This window comes from Embleya sp. NBC_00888 (assembly GCF_045207655.1).
Lineage (GTDB): Bacteria > Actinomycetota > Actinomycetes > Streptomycetales > Streptomycetaceae > Embleya.
In genome coordinates this window covers 3,139,802-3,157,210 of the sequence record NZ_CP108784.1, presented here as the reverse complement: position 1 = coordinate 3,157,210, position 17,409 = coordinate 3,139,802, and the positions used below count along the sequence as shown (strand labels likewise).

Annotated in this window: 13 protein-coding genes; 9 read left to right on the top strand and 4 right to left on the bottom strand. The window is 72.0% G+C overall.

Features of this window, described 5'->3' with window-relative positions; translation table 11 throughout:
• Positions 1-24: 24 nt before the first annotated feature.
• Positions 25-2,193, bottom strand: coding sequence for a prolyl oligopeptidase family protein (locus tag OG948_RS12770; protein ID WP_406296310.1), 2,169 nt, complete (start codon positions 2,191-2,193; stop codon positions 25-27).
• Between the two features lie 190 nt (positions 2,194-2,383).
• On the opposite strand from OG948_RS12770, the gene OG948_RS12765 reads away from it, so the two are divergent.
• Both OG948_RS12765 and malQ read left to right on the top strand, forming a co-directional pair.
• Positions 2,384-2,926: an HNH endonuclease gene (locus OG948_RS12765; protein ID WP_391582935.1), complete on the top strand. Its 543-nt coding sequence runs from the start codon at positions 2,384-2,386 to the stop codon at positions 2,924-2,926.
• Between the two features lie 146 nt (positions 2,927-3,072).
• Positions 3,073-5,247 (top strand): 4-alpha-glucanotransferase, encoded by a 2,175-nt coding sequence (malQ, locus tag OG948_RS12760; RefSeq protein WP_406296307.1) that lies wholly within the window; start codon positions 3,073-3,075, stop codon positions 5,245-5,247.
• 61 nt (positions 5,248-5,308) lie between these two features.
• On the opposite strand, the gene OG948_RS12755 is transcribed toward malQ, so the two are convergent.
• From OG948_RS12755 to pepN (OG948_RS12745), 3 genes are all read right to left on the bottom strand, one after another.
• The gene (locus tag OG948_RS12755) at positions 5,309-5,482 is read right to left on the bottom strand and encodes a hypothetical protein (RefSeq protein ID WP_406296305.1); all 174 of its coding nucleotides are present in this window, start codon (positions 5,480-5,482) and stop codon (positions 5,309-5,311) included.
• A 306-nt stretch (positions 5,483-5,788) separates the two neighbouring features.
• Positions 5,789-8,335 (bottom strand): aminopeptidase N, encoded by a 2,547-nt coding sequence (pepN, locus tag OG948_RS12750; protein ID WP_406296303.1) that lies wholly within the window; start codon positions 8,333-8,335, stop codon positions 5,789-5,791.
• Between the two features lie 91 nt (positions 8,336-8,426).
• Positions 8,427-10,970: an aminopeptidase N gene (gene pepN, locus OG948_RS12745; RefSeq protein WP_406296301.1), complete on the bottom strand. Its 2,544-nt coding sequence runs from the start codon at positions 10,968-10,970 to the stop codon at positions 8,427-8,429.
• A gap of 281 nt (positions 10,971-11,251) precedes the next feature.
• On the opposite strand from pepN (OG948_RS12745), the gene OG948_RS12740 reads away from it, so the two are divergent.
• The 7 genes from OG948_RS12740 to OG948_RS12710 all read left to right on the top strand — a co-directional run bounded on the left by OG948_RS12740 (position 11,252) and on the right by OG948_RS12710 (position 17,304).
• Positions 11,252-11,881 (top strand): disulfide bond formation protein DsbA, encoded by a 630-nt coding sequence (locus OG948_RS12740; RefSeq protein WP_406296299.1) that lies wholly within the window; start codon positions 11,252-11,254, stop codon positions 11,879-11,881.
• Between the two features lie 93 nt (positions 11,882-11,974).
• Entirely contained in the window at positions 11,975-12,682 is a 708-nt protein-coding gene (locus OG948_RS12735) for a hypothetical protein (RefSeq protein WP_406296298.1), read from the top strand.
• A 123-nt stretch (positions 12,683-12,805) separates the two neighbouring features.
• Positions 12,806-14,203 (top strand): aldehyde dehydrogenase family protein, encoded by a 1,398-nt coding sequence (locus OG948_RS12730; protein ID WP_406296296.1) that lies wholly within the window; start codon positions 12,806-12,808, stop codon positions 14,201-14,203.
• Positions 14,204-14,358: 155 nt separating this feature from the next.
• Positions 14,359-14,955 (top strand): biotin transporter BioY, encoded by a 597-nt coding sequence (locus OG948_RS12725; RefSeq protein WP_406296293.1) that lies wholly within the window; start codon positions 14,359-14,361, stop codon positions 14,953-14,955.
• A 94-nt stretch (positions 14,956-15,049) separates the two neighbouring features.
• Positions 15,050-15,808, top strand: coding sequence for a hypothetical protein (locus OG948_RS12720; RefSeq protein WP_406296292.1), 759 nt, complete (start codon positions 15,050-15,052; stop codon positions 15,806-15,808).
• A 37-nt stretch (positions 15,809-15,845) separates the two neighbouring features.
• Positions 15,846-16,313, top strand: a complete 468-nt coding sequence (locus OG948_RS12715) for a ribose-5-phosphate isomerase (RefSeq protein WP_406296291.1) — start codon at positions 15,846-15,848, stop codon at positions 16,311-16,313.
• A gap of 163 nt (positions 16,314-16,476) precedes the next feature.
• A complete protein-coding gene (locus tag OG948_RS12710) occupies positions 16,477-17,304 on the top strand; it encodes an Fpg/Nei family DNA glycosylase (protein ID WP_406296289.1) in 828 nt (275 codons plus the stop codon).
• Positions 17,305-17,409: the final 105 nt, after the last annotated feature.

The following is a 17,409-nucleotide window of genomic DNA, read 5'->3' as shown; positions in this document are numbered from 1 at the left end:
CGTACCTTCTGTCGTTGATCACCGTTATCTCACCGAACCCCCACCTCTGCCGCCGTCGTCCGCGCGCGCGTTCAGCTCCAGACCGGTCCGGTCGGCCAGGAAGGACAGGGTGTCCACGGTGAGTTCGACCGTGCGCGAGACCGAACGGGCCGCGTGGCCGACCTCGGCCTCGGCGCGCAGCAACACCGGGCGCCCGCTCGTGCTCGCGTCCTGCAGGGCCGCGCACATCTTGCGCGCGTGCAGCGGGTCGACCCGACTGTCGCCGTCGAACACGGTGAACAGCACCGCCGGGTAGCGCACGCCCGCGCGCACGTGGTGATAGGGCGAGTAGCCGAGCAGCCAGTCCAGTTCCTCGGCCACCTCGGCGCTGCCGTACTCGTCGGACCACAACCGGCCGAGTCCGAACCGCTCGTAGCGGACCATGTCCAGGAGCGGCATCGAGCAGGCCACGGCGGCGTACAACTGCGGCCGCTGGGTCAGCGCGGCGCCCACCAGCAGCCCGCCGTTGGAGCCGCCGGACGCGGCCAGCCGGTCGGGCGCGCTCCAGCCCCGGGCGGTCAGGTGCTCCGCGGCGGCGTGGAAATCGTCGAACACGCGTTGCTTGTGCCCACGCATGCCCGCACGATGCCACTCCTCGCCCTCTTCGGCGCCGCCGCGCAGATTCGCGATCGCGTACACGCCACCGGCCTCCACCCAGGCGAGCGCGCCCGCCGAGTAGGCCGGGCCGAGCGAGATGCCGAAGCCGCCGTAGCCGTACAACACGGCGGGTCGGGGCCGGTCCGGATCGGCGGTCGGCGCGATCACGAACATCCGCACCTCGGTGCCGTCCGCCGACCGGTAGCTCTCCTGGCGCACGTGCACGTCCGGCAGCGTCGCGGTGCCCGGTGCGGTGGCCCACGTGTCGATCGCGCCGGTGCGCGCGTCGTAGCGCAGCACCGCCGACGGCGCGGTGTAGTCCGACCAGCCGAACCACGCCTCGTGCCCGCCCTCGGGGTGCTCGGCCAGACCGCCGATCGAACCGGGCGAGCCGCCGGGCGTCGCCGGCCGGGCCAGCACCGCGCCGGTGGCCAGGTCGCACACGGTCAACTCGCCCACCGCGTGCCGGGTCCGGGTGACCAGCAGGGTCGGTGTGGGCGCGTGCGGGCCGTCCAGGATCGCGAAGCCGGTCAACACCGCGTCCGGTTCCTCCGCGACCAGATCGTGCCAGCCATCGGGCCCGGGCGCCGCCGGGTCGGCCACACACAGCCGACCGCGCGGCGCGGCCAGGTCGGTGAACACGTACAACCGCCCGTCCCGGCCCACCCGCACACCGGTGAGCGCGTCCAGGCCCACCGTCACCGGCCGCAGCACCGGCCGCTCCGGCGAACCCGCGCGCAGGTCGGCCAGCCACAGGTCGTTGCGCGGCGCGGTGCCCAGCGACGCGGACACGGTGAGCCAGCGGCCGTCCCGGCTGACCCCGACGCCGAAGTAGGTGGCCAGCTCGGTGCCCGCGCCGAACACCTCGACGTCCGCGGCCGGGTCGGTGCCGACCCGGTGCAGGTACACCCGGCGGTGGTACTGCTCCTCGCCCGCGGGCACCTCCCCCGCCGGCAACCGGCGCACCAGATAGAACGCGTCGCCGCCCGGCAGCCAGGCGATCGAGGTGTCGCGCACCCGTTCGATCGGGCCCTCGATCCGGGCGCCGGTGCGTACGTCGAGCACGTACAGGCGGGATTCCTCGTCGCCGCCGGTGGAGAGCAGGTAGGCGAGCCGGTCGCCCTCGTCCGAGGGCACCCACTGGTCGAGTGTGGTGGTGCCGGTCGGGTCGATCGCGATCGGATCCACCAGCGCACGCTCGGCGCCGTCCGGCTCGACCACGAACAGCACCGCGTGCTCGCGGCCGGGGTCGCGGCGGATCAGGAAGTGCCGGTCGCCGCGCCAACAGGGCAGCCCGGTCAGGCCGGTGGCGAGCAGTTCGGCCAGCCGAGCGCGCAGCGCGTCGCGTCCGGCCAGATGGTCCACATGGGCGTGGAACCACTCGTCCTGCGCCGCGGACCACGCGCGGGTGGCCGGCGCGTCCGGGTCCTCCAGGGCGCGATAGGGATCCGGGACGGGGCGGCCGAACAGCACGTCGACCGTGTCCCCACGGGCGGCGGCGGGGGCGCGCGGGGTCTCGAGGGGGGCGTGTTCCGCGGGCTGCACAGAGCGCGTCATGGGCGCACCCTAGACGTCCGGGCCCATCGGTGCGCACGGTCACCACTCGGCCACGCGGGGCCACTCGTGCAGGTGAACGCTCTGTGACCTTGTCGATTCCTGGTAGCGCGGGGGGTATCCCGGCATGGACACTGGAGGCCGATCGTCCCCGGCGCGAGCCACGCGCTGTCGGCGTCACAGGGAGGCATACGTGCCGCATTCGCTGGTCCTCAACGCGTCGTACGAGCCCCTGTGCGTGGTGCCCGTTCGCCGCGCACTGATCCTCGTGCTGAACGACAAGGCAATGTGCCTGGAAGAGACAGGCACCATCCTGCACAGCGCCACCACCGAGATTCCCGTACCCAGTGTGATCAGACTGACCCGTTTCGTCCGTATCCCCTTTCGGGGCCAAGTACCGCTCACCCGCCGCGCGCTGTTCGCTCGCGACGGAGGGCGTTGTGTCTACTGCGGAAGCGCCGCCACCAGCGTCGACCACGTCGTCCCGCGCAGCCGGGGCGGGCAACACACGTGGGACAACGTGGTCTCGGCGTGTCGTCGCTGCAATCACGTCAAGAGCGACCGGTACATCGCCGAGCTGGGCTGGCGAATGCCGCGCACACCATCCCAACCCACCGGCCTGGCCTGGCGGATCCTCGGAACCGGGTTCCGTGATCCGCGCTGGGAGCCATACCTGGCGCCGTACGGTGCACAGGAAGCGGGCTTCGACCATTTCGACCAGGTCGCGAGCGCCTAGAAGGCGGCGGATTTCCTCAGGGGAGCCCGTCGCCGTTTTTGTTTCGACGGGTTCCCCCGGAGCCGCCGCCCGGAACCCGACACACCAGCTCGCGTGTCGGCCGGACACGCCGACGCCGGAGCCGTTCGGGTGCGATGCTCGCGGGCATGGAGGAACCACGCGTATCGCAACCGTCTCCCGAATTGGTCCGGCTCGCCTCCGCGTTCGGCGTGGCCACGGAGTATCAGGGGTGGCGCGGCGAGGTCGTGCACGCCGACCCGGCGACGGTGATAGCGGTGCTCGGCGCGCTCGGGGTGGACGCGTCGACACCCGAGAGCGCCCGGGCCGCACTCGCCGCGCACGAGGAACTGCGCCGGACCCGGCTGCTGCCGCCGGTCCTGGTGCTGCGCTCGGGCCGCGCGGCCGGCTTCACCGTCAACGTGCCGGCCGGACACCGGGTCGACCTGTGGCTCGAACTGGAAAACGGCGGGATCCGGCGCGACCTCGGCCCCGGCCCGGACCGCGGACCGCTCGGTGACCCGGTCGGCGGGCACCGGATTCCCGGCGACCTGCCCCTGGGCTGGCACACCCTGCACGCGCGCTGCTCGCCCGAACCCGAGGAGTCGCTCGGTTCGGGCGGCGTGCCGAGCACGGGCGGCGAGGAGGTCCGCGCCTCGTGCCCGGTCGCGATCACCCCGGCAGTGTTGCCCACGCCCGACCGGCGCTCGTGGGGATACATGGTCCAGCTCTACTCGCTGCCCTCGCGCCGGTCGTGGGGGATCGGCGACCTGGCCGACCTGGCCGACCTGGCGGTGTGGTCGGCGCGCACCCAGGGCGCCGGCTTCGTGCTGGTCAACCCGCTGCACGCGGCCTCGCCGGTGCCGCCGGTGGAGGCCTCGCCGTATCTGCCGGTGAGCCGACGCTTCCCGGACCCGATGTACGTCCGGGTCGAGGCCATCCCCGAGTTCGCCTACCTGACCCCGGTCGAGCGCGCGGTCGCCGAGGAGCTCAGGGCCGCGGCGGGGGACGGGCACGACGGCGCCGAGCACCTGGACCGGGACGCGGTACGGGTGGCCAAGCGGGAGGCGCTCGCGCTGGTCCACAAGGTGCCGCGCAGTCTGGGTCGGGACGCCGACTATCGCGCGTTCATCGCGCGCGAGGGTCAGTGGCTGACCGACTTCGCCACGTGGTGCGCGCTGGTGGAGGAGTACGGCCCGTCCTGGCGCGCCTGGCCCGAGGAACTGCACGACCCGGACGCGGCCGAGGTCGACGCCGAGCGTGAACGGCTCGCCGGCGCGATCGACTTCCACCGGTGGACCCAGTGGGTGCTGGCCGACCAGTCGCGGGCCGCGCAGGACGCGGCGACCGCCGCGGGCATGGCGGTGGGTATCGTGCACGACCTCGCGGTCGGCGTGCATCCCGACGGCGCGGACGCGTGGGTGCTCGGCTCCGAGCGCGGCGGCCGGGTGCTCGCCCTGGGCGCCACCGGCGGTGCGCCGCCGGACGCGATGAACCAGATCGGCCAGGACTGGAACCAGCCGCCGTGGCACCCACTGCGGTTGGCCGAGGTGGGCTACACGCCGTATCGCGAACTGTTGCGCGCGGTGTTCCGGCACGCCGGCGCGGTGCGGGTGGACCACGTGCTCGGGTTGTTCCGGTTCTGGTGGGTACCCAAGGGCAACAGCCCGACCCAGGGCGCCTACGTGCGCTACGACCACGAGGCGATGGTCGGCATCCTGGCACTGGAGGCGCACCGCGCGGGCGCGGTGGTGATCGGCGAGGACCTGGGCACGGTGGAGCCGTGGGTGCGCACCTATCTGGCCGAGCGCGGCATCCTGGGCACGTCGGTGTTGTGGTTCGAACGCGACGACAAGGGGCGGCCGTTGCCGCCGGAGCAGTGGCGGGCCGGCTCGCTGGCCACGGTGACCACGCACGACCTGCCCCCCACCGCGGCCCGGCTCGCGGGCGAGCACATCGACCTGTGGGAGCGGCTGCGTCTGCTGGTGCGGGATGCGGAGACCGAACGCGCCGAGGACCTCGCCGACCGTGAGCAGTGGCTCGAACTGCTGCGCCGGCGCGGCTACCTGCGGCCCGGTGCGGGCGAGCGGGAGACGGTCGAGGCCCTGCACCGACTGCTCGCGGCGACGCCGTGCCGACTGCTGGGCGTGTGGCTGCCGGACGGGGTGGGCGATCGTCGTCCGCAGAACCTGCCGGGCACCTGGGACCAGTACCCGAACTGGCTGTTGCCGGTGGCCGACGGCGAGGGCCGGCACGTCTACCTGGAGGACCTGCCGGTCAACCCGCGCGCGGTGTCGCTGGCCCGGGCGTTTCGCGGCCTGTAGAGGGCGGACGCGCCGAAGCCGCCGACCGGGTGCGGACCCGGTCGGCGGCTTCGGTCGAACGTCAGTGCTTCTTCTTGACGATGTCCGGAAGCATCACGAGACCCGCGATGATCAGGAAGGACAGGATCGGGATGCCGACGAAGATCCCGAGGGTCTCGCCGATACCCAGCTTGGGAGCCGGGTCGTCGCCGTCGTCGCGGACGTTCGCGAACGCCGGCGCCGAAATCAGCGACATGAGCGTGACAACGGCCGACACGGCCCCGGCGCGAAGTGCATTCCTGTTCACCACGAAACCCACGCTACCGGGCGCACCCACGCACCCGCGCACCGGGTTGACCCTTCCGTGCAAACCGCCGGCGTCCCGAACGCCGCCCGGGCTGTCGACAGCCCGGGCGGCGTTCGAGGCAATCAGCCCACCGGACGCTCGATCAGCCCGGCCGGCGTTTGAGGCCAAGTAGCCAGGCCGGCGCTTGAGGCCACGTTCAGCCCGTCCGGCGTCGAGGACGGCCGGGCCGCAGGCCGGCCAACCCCGCGCCCACGGCTAACGTGTGTCGCGCGCCCGCGCCCGAAGCGCCCGGGCCACCCCGTCGCGGCTCTCCACCACCAGGCGCCGCAGCCCGGCCGGGTGTTCCGCCGCCGCGAGCCACGCGTCGGTGCGGTCCAGGGTGTCGGCGGTGACCTGGAGGGTCGGGTACAGGCCGATCACGATCTGCTGGGCGATCTCGTTGGTGCGGGTCTTCCACACCTCCGCGATCGCGGCGAAGTACCGGTCGGTGTAGGTCGCGAGCAGGTCGCGCTGGGCCGGCTGGACGAAGCCGCCGATCACCGCCGCCTGGATCGCGTTGGGCAGCGCGCCGGATTCCACCACCGATGCCCACGCCTCGTTCTTGGCCGCGGCGGTCGGTCGCGCCGCGCGGCAGGCCGCCGCGTGCCGCTGCCCGGCCGCGGTCGAGTCCCGCTCCACCTCGGCGTCCACGTCGGCGTCGGTCGCCACGCCCGTCGCGGACAACCGCAGCAGCAGCGCCCAGCGCAGGTCCGCGTCGACGGCCAGGCCCTCGACCCGCTCCCCGCCGTCCAGCAGACCGCGCAGGAGTTGCAGGTGGTCCTGCCGCGCGGCCACCGACGCCAGGCATCGGGCCCAGGCGAGCTGGTGGTCGCTGCCCGGCTCGGCCGCGCGCAGGAACCGCTCCGCCGCCACCGCCAGTTCGGCCAGCGAGCGCTCGCGGTGCGCGGGGTCGGCGTACAATTCCAGCGCGCTGGTGACCTGGCGCTGGAGCGACTGGACGATGTTGATGTCCTTCTCGCCGCCCGCGCCGGCCAGCACCAGCTTGAGGTAGTCGCGCGTCGCCATCTCCGCGTCGCGCGTCATGTCCCACGCGGCCGCCCAGCACAGCGCGCGCGGCAGCGGGTCGACGAACTCGCCGATCGCGTCGGTGACGAACGCGAGCGACTCCTCGTCGAGCCGGATCTTGGTGTAGGTCAGGTCGTCGTCGTTGAGCAGCACGACGGCCGGCCGGGTCAGGCCGACCAGGTCCGCGACCTCGGTCCGGGCGCCGGTGATGTCCAGCTCCAGCCGGTGGGTGCGGACCAGGCCCGCGTCGGTGCGGTCGTAGAAGCCGATCGCGATCCGGTGCGAGCGCAGCGTCGGCCACTCCCGAGGAGCCTCCTGGAGCACCGCGAACGAGGTGATCAGGCCGTCCGAGGAGGTCTCGATGGCGGGCCGCAGCGTGTTCACGCCGGCGGTCTCCAGCCACTCGCGCGACCACGCCTTCAGGTCCCGGCCCGAGGTCTCCTCCAGCGCGCCGAGCAGGTCGGCCAGCCGGCTGTTGCCCCACGCGTGCTTCTTGAAGTACGCCCGCACGCCCGCGAAGAAGTTCTCGCTGCCCACGTAGGCGACCAGTTGCTTGAGCACCGAGGCGCCCTTGGCATAGGTGATCCCGTCGAAGTTGACCTCGACGTCCTCCAGGTCCCGAATGTCCGCGAAGATCGGGTGCGTGGACGGCAGCTGGTCCTGCCGGTAGGCCCAGGTCTTCATCCGGTTGCCGAACGTGGCCCACGCGTGCGACCACCGGGTCACCTCGGCCTGGCAGCGCACCGACGCGTAGGTGGCGAACGACTCGTTCAGCCACAGGTCGTCCCACCACTGCATGGTGACCAGGTCGCCGAACCACATGTGCGCGAGCTCGTGCAGGATGGTCTCGGCACGCGTCTCGTAGGACGTGTCGGTGACCTTCGAGCGGAAGACGTAGTCCTCCAGGATCGTCACGCAGCCCGCGTTCTCCATCGCGCCCGCGTTGTACTCGGGCACGAAGAGCTGGTCGTACTTCGCGAACGGGTACGGGAAGTCGAACTGCTTCAGGAAGTAGTCGAAGCCCTGCTTGGTGACGTCGAAGATGTCGTCCGCGTCCAGGAACGGCGCGAGCGAGGCCCGGCAGTACACGCCGAGCGGGACGACGGTGCCGTCCTCGGCCGTATAGCTGTCCTGGACCGCGTGGTAGTGGCCCGCGACCAGCGCGGTGATGTACGTGGAGATCCGCGGGGTCGGCTCGAACGCCCACACCGAGGTGCCGTCGGCGCCGGCCGAGGGCTCGGGGGTGGGCGAGCAGGAGACCACGTGCCAGTCGCTCGGGGCATTGATCGTGAAGGCGAAGGTGGCCTTCAGATCCGGCTGTTCGAAGTTGGCGAACACCCGGCGCGCGTCCGCCACCTCGAACTGGGTGTAGAGGTAGGTCTTGTCGTCCACCGGGTCGACGAAGCGGTGCAGGCCCTCGCCGGTGTTCATGTACGCGCAGGACGCGACGACGCGCAGCTCGTTGCTCTCGGCGAGGTCGGTCAGCGCGATCCGGCTGTCCGCGTACACCGAGGCGACGTCGAGCGCCTTGCCGTTGAGGGTGATCTCGTGCACCTCGGGGGCGACCAGATCGACGAACGTCGCCGCGCCGGGCTCGGTACACCCGAACCTCAACACGGTCGTGGACGGGAACGTCGCACCGGTGCCGGTCAGGTCGAGGGTGATGTCGTACGAGTCGACGGACAGTATCCGGGCCCGCTCGCGGGCTTCGTCACGCGTCAGATTGGTACCGGGCACGCTGCGCTCCTTGTGGGATGGGCGCCGCCGGGAAGGGGCGGCCGACGGATCGGACCCCGCCCGGGATGACGGCGGGGTCCGCGAAGGTCTTTCAGTTCCGCTGGTCGCGCTTTCGAGCCTTGAGCGCACGCACCACGTCGTCACGGCATTCCAGCACCAGCCGGCGCAGCGCCGGCACCGGCTCGGCCGCGGCCAGCCAGTCGTCGGTCCGGCGCAGCGTGTCGGCGTCGACCCGACCCGACGGGTACAGGCCGACCACGATCCGGCGGGCGATCTCGATCGAACGGTCCCGCCAGACCGGCGCGAGCGCGGCGAAGTAGCGGTCGGTGTACGGCTCGGTCAGCTCTTCCTGGCCGGGCGTGGCGAAGCCCACGATCACCGCGTTGAGCATCGCGTTGGGCAGCTCGTCGGTCTCCACCACGAGCCGCCACGCCTCGGCCTTGGCCGCCGCGGTGGGTCGCGCGGCCCGGCACTCGATCGCGTGCCGGCGGCCCGCCGCGGTGCCGTCGCGCTCGACCTCGGCGGTGATGTCGGGCTCGTCGGCGGCGCCGCCCGCGCACAGCGCGCGCAACAGCACCCAGCGCAGCTCGGTGTCCACCGCCAGCCCGGCGATCTCGGCGTCACCGGTCAACAGGTCGCGCAGGAAGGCGAGTTCCTCGGTGGTCGAGGACGCCGAGGCCAGGCAACGGGCCCAGGCCAGTTGGTGGTCGCCGCCGGCCGGTGCGGCCCGAAGCGCGGCCAGCGCACCGGCCGCGAGCAGGCGCAGGCCCTCGGCCCGGAACGCGGAATCGGTGTAGCGGTCCAGTCCGGTCTTGACCTGCACCTGGAGCTTTTGCACGACGCCCACGTCGCTCTCCCGGCCGGCGTGCCGCAGCACCAGCGCCAGGTACTCGCTCGCGGGCAGTTCGCCGTCCCGGGTCATGTCCCAGGCCGCGCCCCAGCACAGGGCGCGCGCGAGCGAGGAGTCCAGCTCGCCGAGCGAGTCGAGCAGGGCCTGCCACGACCGCGGGTCGAAGCGCACCTTCGCGTAGCCGAGGTCGTCGTCGTTGAGCAGGATCAGCGGGGTGCGGGCGCGGCCGACCAGCTCGGGCACCTCGGTGCGCTCGCCGACCACGTCCACCTCGACCCGGGCGACGCGTTCGGCGCCGTCGTACAGGCCGATCGCGATCCGGTGCGGACGCAGTGTGGGGAACCCCGGGGCGGCCTCCTGGAGCACCGCGAACGAGGTGATCACGCCGTCCGCGTCGGTCTCGATCGCGGGCCGCAGCGTGTTCACGCCGGCGGTCTCCAGCCAGTCCGCCGACCAGGACTTGAGGTCGCGGCCGGAGGTCTCCTCCAGGGCGGAGAGGAAGTCGGCGAGCGTGGTGTTGCCCCACGCGTGCCGCTTGAAGTACGACCGGGCACCCGCGAAGAACTCGTCCTCGCCCACGTAGGCGACCAGTTGCTTGAGCACCGAGGCGCCCTTGGCGTAGGTGATCCCGTCGAAGTTGAGCTTGGCGTCCTCCAGGTCGTTGATCACCGCCACGATCGGGTGGGTGGTGGGCAGCTGGTCCTGGCGGTACGCCCAGTCCTTGCGTCGCGCGGCGAAGCTGGTCCACGCGTCGGTCCAGCGGGTGGCCGCGCCCTGCGAGTAGGAGCCCATGAAGTCCGCGAAGGACTCCTTCAGCCACAGGTCGTCCCACCAGCGCGGGGTGACCAGGTCGCCGAACCACATGTGGGCCATCTCGTGCAGGATCACGTTGGCGCGGTTCTCGTACGCCGAGTCGGTGACCTTGGAGCGGAAGACGAAGTCCTCGGTGAAGGTGACCGCGCCCGGGTTCTCCATCGCGCCGAGGTTGTACTCGGGCACGAAGAGCTGGTCGTACTTGCCGAACGGGTACGGGAAGTCGAACCGGTCGTGGAACAGGTCCAGGCCCTGCCGGGTGACCTCGAAGATCTCCTCGTGGTCGAACGCGTCGGCCAGCGACGCGCGGCAGAACCCGCCGAGCGGGACGACCAGGCCGTCGGGGCCGGTGTAGGTGTCGAAGACCGCGTGGTAGGGACCGGCCACGACCGCCGTCAGGTAGGTGGAGATGCGCGGCGTGGGCGCGAAGTCCCAGCGGGCGACCCCGTCGCGAACCGGCATCGGGTCCGGCGTGGTCGAGTTCGAGACCACGTGCCAGTCGGCCGGCGCGGTCACCGAGAACCGGAACGAGGCCTTGAGGTCCGGCTGTTCGAAGTTCGCGAACACCCGGCGCGAGTCGGCCGGCTCGTACTGGGTGTAGAGGTAGACCCGCTCGTCGACCGGGTCGACGAAGCGGTGCAGGCCCTCGCCGGTGCGGCTGTAGGCGCACGACGCGAGCACACGCAGTTCGTTGGCGCCCTCGACCAGGTCGTCCAGCAGCACCCGGGTGCCGTCGAAGACCTGCGCGGGGTCGAGCTCGCGGCCGTTGAGCACGACCTCGTGTACGTGCGGGGCGAGCAGATCCACGAACGTGGCCGCACCCGCCTCTCGGCATCCGAAACGGAGCACCGTCTCGGAGCGGAACGTCTCCGTGCTGTCGGTGCTGACGTCGAGCCTGACGTCGTAGTCCTCGACGCTCAGGATCCGGGCCCGCGTGCGGGCCTCCTCGCGGGTCAGGTTCCTGCCGGGCACTGGATCACTCCCTGGTTGGCTGCGGTCCCGGCCGATCCTTTCACGGCGGGGGCGACGGTGTCGGCCCGGTTTCCCGGCCGGATCCGCGGCGGCGGGGACGCCGCCGGTCGGGGTGGGCGCGCGGCGCCGCGGGATTGTCCCGGTCGGCAGGAATGGCACGGGGCGCTCGCGGGTTGCACAGCATCGACGGCCGGCCCGCCGTCCGGTGTTCGGCCGCGCGCACGGCGCGGTCGGGCGCGAGGCACCGCGCACCAGGTATCAGGATCGAGAGGAACCCCGCTGTGACCACCAAGGACGACGGATCCGCCCGCGACATAGCGCACTTTTGGTTCGACCCGCTGTGTCCGTGGGCGTGGATGACCTCCCGCTGGATGCTCGAGGTGGAGAAGATCCGCCCTGTGGACGTGCAGTGGCACGTGATGAGCCTGTCCGTGCTCAACAGCGGCCGGGACGACATCCCGGACGCGTACAAGGAGATGCTGGAGCGGGGTTGGGGGCCGGTGCGCGTGTGCATCGCCGCCGAGCAGCGCTTCGGCAACGAGGTGCTGCTGCCGCTGTACACCGCGCTGGGCACGCGCCGGCACCCGGGCGGCGAGGAGTTCACGCGCGAGATGATCGAGGCCGCGCTCACCGAGGCCGGGCTGCCCACCGAACTCGCCGACGCCGCCGACTCGACCGAGTACGACGAGGCGCTGATCAAGTCGCACCACGACGGCATGGACCGGGTGGGCATGGACGTCGGCACCCCGGTGATCAGCGTCAACGGCGTGTCGTTCTTCGGCCCGGTGGTGACGCCGGCGCCCAAGGGCGAGGACGCGGGCAAGCTCTGGGACGGTGTGGTGCTGGTCGCGGGCACGCCGGGCTTCTTCGAGATCAAGCGCACCCGGGACCAGGGGCCGATCTTCGACTGACCGGCTCGACCGGCTTCGACTGACCGGATGAAACCTGCCGGCAGCGACCGGGAAACCGCTACAAAGCGAAGCAAAGCTAATTAATCTGGATAAATGACGGCTCCGGAACGCCAGAGCAGCGTGATCCACACTTCCCGAACCGGGCGGCCGGATCCACGCACGCCCAACGGCAACGCCCCCTACGGGTCCCGCATGCCGCGGCTGCGCGACCGCGCGCTCGCCTTCGGGCTGCGCGCGGTCGTGCCGCTGTGGCGGTGCGTGGGACTGCGGATGGGGGCGGCCTCGCTGCGGCACTACCTGGTCGGGCGCGGCGCGCCGTTCGTGATCGACCCGACCCAGCCGCTGCGGGCCAAGCCGTTCCGCCGCGCGGCGCTCACCCACTTCGAGGAGTGGTGGGCGCTCGCGGCGATCCGCTGGCACGACAGCGGGGGTCTGGAGAGCGTCTTCGAGACCACCACGCACTGGCACGGCGTGCTGATCCGGCGCGGTGACGACACCGACTGGTGGCTGGCCATGCGCGGTCTCCAGTATCGGATCACCGGCCGGATCGAGGTGTTGCCCGGCACCACGTCGATCCCGGGCTCGCCGGTGCTGCCCGACGTGCGCCTGGTGTATCGGGTCGAGGTCTACAAGGACTGGGGCTTCGACAAGGGCCAGGGCGAGTACGGGGTGTCCTTCACGCCGCTCGCGCGCCTGCACGAGGTCGGCCTGGCCCGCGAGTTCCCGGTCACCGGCCGCAGTGGCGACCTGGTGTGGACGTCGAACGGCCCGCACGGCTGCACGGATCCGTCCACGCTCTGAGCGGGCCCGCCGAGCGGCCGATGCGCTCGGGTGCGCGGGTTCTCGGGCCGGCTCTGTGTATTGCACACGTGTCGACGTACGCTCGGCTGCGTCCCAGTGACGAGCGGCGAGGAGTCCGGCGGCATGACCAAGGCTTACGACACGATCTACATCGACGGCGCGTGGACGGCTCCCTCGTCGAGCGAGACCATCGAGGTCGTCGACCCGAACACCGAGCGGGTCGTGGCGACCGTGCCGCAGTGCACGCCCGCCGACGTGGACCTGGCCGTGGCCGCGGCCAGGCGCGCCTTCCCCGGGTGGGCCGCGACGCCGCCGGCCGAGCGGGCCGCGCTGCTCGCGAAGGCGCGGGACCTGCTCGCCGAGCGCTCGGCCGAGATGGCCGAGGTGATCGTCGCGGACATGGGTGCGCCCGCCGCACTGGTCGAGCGGGTGCACCTTGGTCTGCCGCTGGTCGTGCTGGGCAGCTACGTCAAGCTCGCCGACGAGTTCCCGTGGGAGGAGAACATCGGGTCCTCGCTGGTGGTGCGCGAACCGGTCGGCGTGGTCGGCGCGATCACCCCGTGGAACTTCCCGCTGCACCAGATCACCAACAAGCTCGGCCCGGCGCTGGTCGCGGGCTGCACCGTGGTGCTCAAGGCCAGCGAGGTCGCGCCGCAGGCCGCACACCTGTTCTTCGAGATCCTGCACGACGCGGGCTTCCCGGCGGGCGTGGTCAACCTGGTCTCCGGCACCGGACCGGTGGTCGGCGAGGCCATCGCGGCCCATCCGGACGTCGACATGGTCTCGTTCACCGGCTCGACCCGGGCCGGCACGCGCGTGTCCGAGCTCGCCTCGGCGACGGTCAAGCGGGTCGCGCTCGAACTCGGCGGCAAGTCCGCCAACGTGATCCTGCCCGGCGCCGACCTGGAGAAGGCGGTGCGCGCGGGCGTGGGCGGCGCGTACCTCAACAGCGGGCAGACGTGCAGCGCGCCGACCCGGATGCTGGTGCACCGCGACGACCTGCCGCGCGCGGTCGAACTGGCCGCGGAGACCGCGACGGCGATGACCGGAAAGCTCGGCCCGCTGGTCAACGCGACCCAGTTCGAGCGGGTGCGCGGCTACATCGCCAAGGGCATCGAGGAGGGCGCGACCCTGGTGGCCGGCGGCCCGGAACTGCCCGAGGGCGTCGAGGGCGGCTACCACGTGCGGCCCACGGTCTTCTCCGACGTCACCAACGAGATGACCATCGCGCGCGAGGAGATCTTCGGCCCGGTGTTGTCGATCCTGGCCTACGACACCGAGGAGGAGGCCGAGCGGATCGCCAACGACACCCCCTACGGTCTGGCCGGCGCGGTGTGGGGGCCCAACCGCGAGGCGGCGGTCGCGTTCGCCCGCAGGATGCGCACCGGCCAGGTGGAGATCAACGGCGGAGCGTTCAACCCGCTTGCCCCGTTCGGCGGTTACAAGCAGTCCGGCAACGGGCGCGAACTGGGTCGGTTCGGCCTGGAGGAGTACCTGGAGGTCAAGTCGCTGCAACTGTGACGCTCGGCCGAACGCTTTCGGTGGTGCTCGACACTGTGCTTCCGGTGGCGCTCGACAATGTTCGGATTAATACGTTGTCGGGCACCGCCGTGATCGTTCGATGTCCGATTGGTTAAGTTCACAGGGTCCCGCAACCCAAGAGTGTGGAGTCAGCTGTGAGTACTGCCCTTCTCGACGCGCGCCGCCCCGTCCTGGCCGACCTGGTCCCCGCCCGGGTCTTCAAAGGCGCCGCCGTGCGCGACGCCGCGCTGGTCGTCGGCGCGTCCGCGTTCGTCGGCCTCGCCGCCCAGATCTCCGTCCCGGTGCCCGGCTCGCCGGTCCCGGTGACCGCGCAGACCTTCGCCGTGCTGCTCGCCGGCAGCGCGCTCGGCGCCTGGCGAGGGCTCGCCGCGATGGTGCTCTACCTGGGTCTGGGCGCGGCGGGCATGCCGTGGTTCGCGGAGGGCACCTCCGGCACCGGCTTCCCGACCCTGGGCTACGTGTTCGGCATGGTGCTCGCCGCCGCCGCGGCCGGCTTCCTGGCCCAGCGCGGCACCGACCGCAGCGCGCTGCGCACCGTCGGCACGATGGTGCTGGGCAACGCGGTGATCTACGCGGCCGGCCTCACCTACCTCGCGCACGACCTCGGCATCTCGATGTCCACGGCGTACGAGATCGGCATGCGGAACTACCTCTTCGGCGACGCGGTCAAGATCCTGCTCGCGACGGCGCTGCTGCCCACCGCCTGGAAGCTGGTCGGCCGGCGCGGCTGACGCCCCGTCACCGGTCGGGCCCCGTTTCCCCACAAGGGGAGGCGGGGCCCGATTTTCTTGGCGAGCGGCACCCGCGGACGCCTACTCTCGTCCCATGAGACCGGGGGCAACCAAGCGCATCGCCATCAGCGGAACCGTCGTCGCGTTCCTGATCGTGGCCGGGCTGGGCAACCAGTGGGTGTTCAAGGAGTCGTGGGGCGAGAGCAGCGACAGCGGCAAGTGGTACATGGTGCTGCTGCGGATCATCGGTCATCCGCTGTGGATCGCGGACAAGGGCGAACTCGGTGACGAGTTCCGGGTCAGCTTCACCACCAAGGACGTCACCGCGGGCTATGTCGGCATCGCGGTGCTGTTCGTGGTGGTCGCGGCGGTGCTCGCGCTCGGTGCGCGCGGCCTGGGCGAGCGCGCCGGCGGCTTCATGGCGTTCGTGCTCGGCTGGTTCTCGCTGGTGCTCGGCGGCGCGCTGCACTCGCTGACCGTCTTCACGATCGTGCACGACGAGGCCGGGCGCGGGCGCGGCATCTCGGGCTTCCAGGACGCGATGACCACGATCCAGGCCGGCGCCTACTTCGGGCTGCTCACCGGCTGGCTGGTGGGCCTGGCCGCGGCGGCCGGCTACGTGGCGGCGCGCGGGGCGGCGAACCCGACCGGGTACCCGCAACCGCCGATGACCGTCTACGGCCAACCCGCCGGGTACGGCCCGCCCGCCGCCCCCGGCAACCTCGCCTTCGGCCTCCCGCCGCAGTCGCCGTACGACGCCCCCACCACCATCCGGCCCGCGGGCCCGCCGCCCACCGCGCCGCCTCGGCCGACCGGCGCGCCGGACACGCCACCCGGTGGATACCGGCCCTGATGGGACGTTCGGGACCGAGCCTGAGAGACTGCGGCCCATGCGCGTTTACCTCGGCTCCGACCATGCCGGCTACGACCTCAAGCAGCACCTCATCGCGTGGCTCGACGCCAACGGCCACGAGGCCGTCGACTGCGGCCCGGCCGTACAGGCCGACTCCTACGACTACCCCGTGTACTGTCTGCGGGCCGGCGAGCGGGTGGCCGCCGACCCGGGCAGCCTCGGCGTCGTGCTCGGCGGCTCCGGCAACGGCGAGGCGATCGCGGCGAACAAGGTCAAGGGTGTGCGCTGCGCCCTGGTGTGGAGCCAGGAGACCGCGTCGCTGGCCCGCGAGCACAACAACGCGAACGTGATCTCGATGGGCGCGCGCATGCACTCCCTCGACGAGGCGACGAAGTTCCTCGAGGTCTTCGTGAACACCCCGTACAGCGAGGCGGAGCGGCACACCCGCCGGATCAACATGCTCACCAAGTACGAGAACACCGGCGAACTGCCGACCCTGCCGTAGCCCGAGGCCGCTCCGCCGGCGCCCCCGATCGGTCCGTCCGGTCGGGGGCGCCGCCATGTCGGTGCGGATCGGTAGCGTGGAGGCGTCACACCACCGCGCATCCACCACCGGGTTCCACCACCCGGATCCATCACCGCGCATTCGTCGCCGCACTGGAGGCCGCGTGCCCGAGGGCCACACCATCCACCGTCTCGCCACCGCCCACCAGGAGCGCTTCGGCGGACTGCCGCTGCGGCTGAGCAGCCCGCAGGGCCGATTCGCGGAGAGCGCGGCGCTGCTCGACGGGGAGCCCCTGGTCGCCACCGACGCGCACGGGAAGCACCTGTTCCTGGAGTTCTCCGGCGAGCGCTACATCCACGTGCATCTGGGCCTGTACGGACAGTTCTCCTTCGGCGAGGGCGACAAGCTGCCCGACCCGGTCGGCCAGGTCCGGCTGCGGCTGGCCGCGAAGGTGCCGGGCGGCGCGGCCTGGGCGGACCTGCGCGGCCCCACCGCCTGCCGACTGCTGGACCGGGCCGAGAAGGACGCGGTGCACGCCCGGCTGGGCCCCGACCCGCTGCGGGCGGACGCGGACCCGGCGGCGGCGTGGCAGCGGATCCACCGCAGCGCGAAGCCGATCGGCGCGCTGCTGATGGAGCAGAACGTGCTCGCGGGCGTGGGCAACGTCTACCGCGCCGAGGTGCTGTTCCGGTTCGGCGTCGACCCCCGGCTGGCGGGCAACCGGCTCGCACGGGAGACCTGGGACGCGATGTGGGCCGACCTGGTGCTGCTGATGCGCGAGGGCGTGCGGTTGGGCCGGATCGACACCGTGCGTCCCGAGCACACCCCCGAGGCGATGGGCCGCGAGCCGCGCAAGGACGACCACGGTGGCGAGGTGTACGTCTACCGGCGCACCGACATGCCGTGTCTGGTGTGTGAAACCCCGGTCAAGACCGCCGAGTTGGTCGGCCGGAATCTGTTCTGGTGTCCCACCTGTCAGCCGTCGGCGTAACCTCCGATTGGTGACCGTTCGGTAGTGTCGCGGGGTGGCCGCGCCGACGAGCAGAGGAAACCGGGCAAGCCGGACCGGGAGGCGCGCGACACTCGCGCGCTCGGG

Bases quoted from the DNA above. Each gene is read 5' to 3' on its own strand.
- OG948_RS12770 (WP_406296310.1), bottom strand. From the start codon at position 2,193: ATGACGCGCTCTGTGCAGCCCGCGGAACACGCCCCCCTCGAGACCCCG.
- malQ (WP_406296307.1), top strand. From the start codon at position 3,073: ATGGAGGAACCACGCGTATCGCAACCGTCTCCCGAATTGGTCCGGCTC.
- OG948_RS12755 (WP_406296305.1), bottom strand. From the start codon at position 5,482: ATGTCGCTGATTTCGGCGCCGGCGTTCGCGAACGTCCGCGACGACGGC.
- OG948_RS12735 (WP_406296298.1), top strand. From the start codon at position 11,975: ATGACGGCTCCGGAACGCCAGAGCAGCGTGATCCACACTTCCCGAACC.
- OG948_RS12730 (WP_406296296.1), top strand. From the start codon at position 12,806: ATGACCAAGGCTTACGACACGATCTACATCGACGGCGCGTGGACGGCT.
- OG948_RS12720 (WP_406296292.1), top strand. From the start codon at position 15,050: ATGAGACCGGGGGCAACCAAGCGCATCGCCATCAGCGGAACCGTCGTC.
- OG948_RS12715 (WP_406296291.1), top strand. From the start codon at position 15,846: ATGCGCGTTTACCTCGGCTCCGACCATGCCGGCTACGACCTCAAGCAG.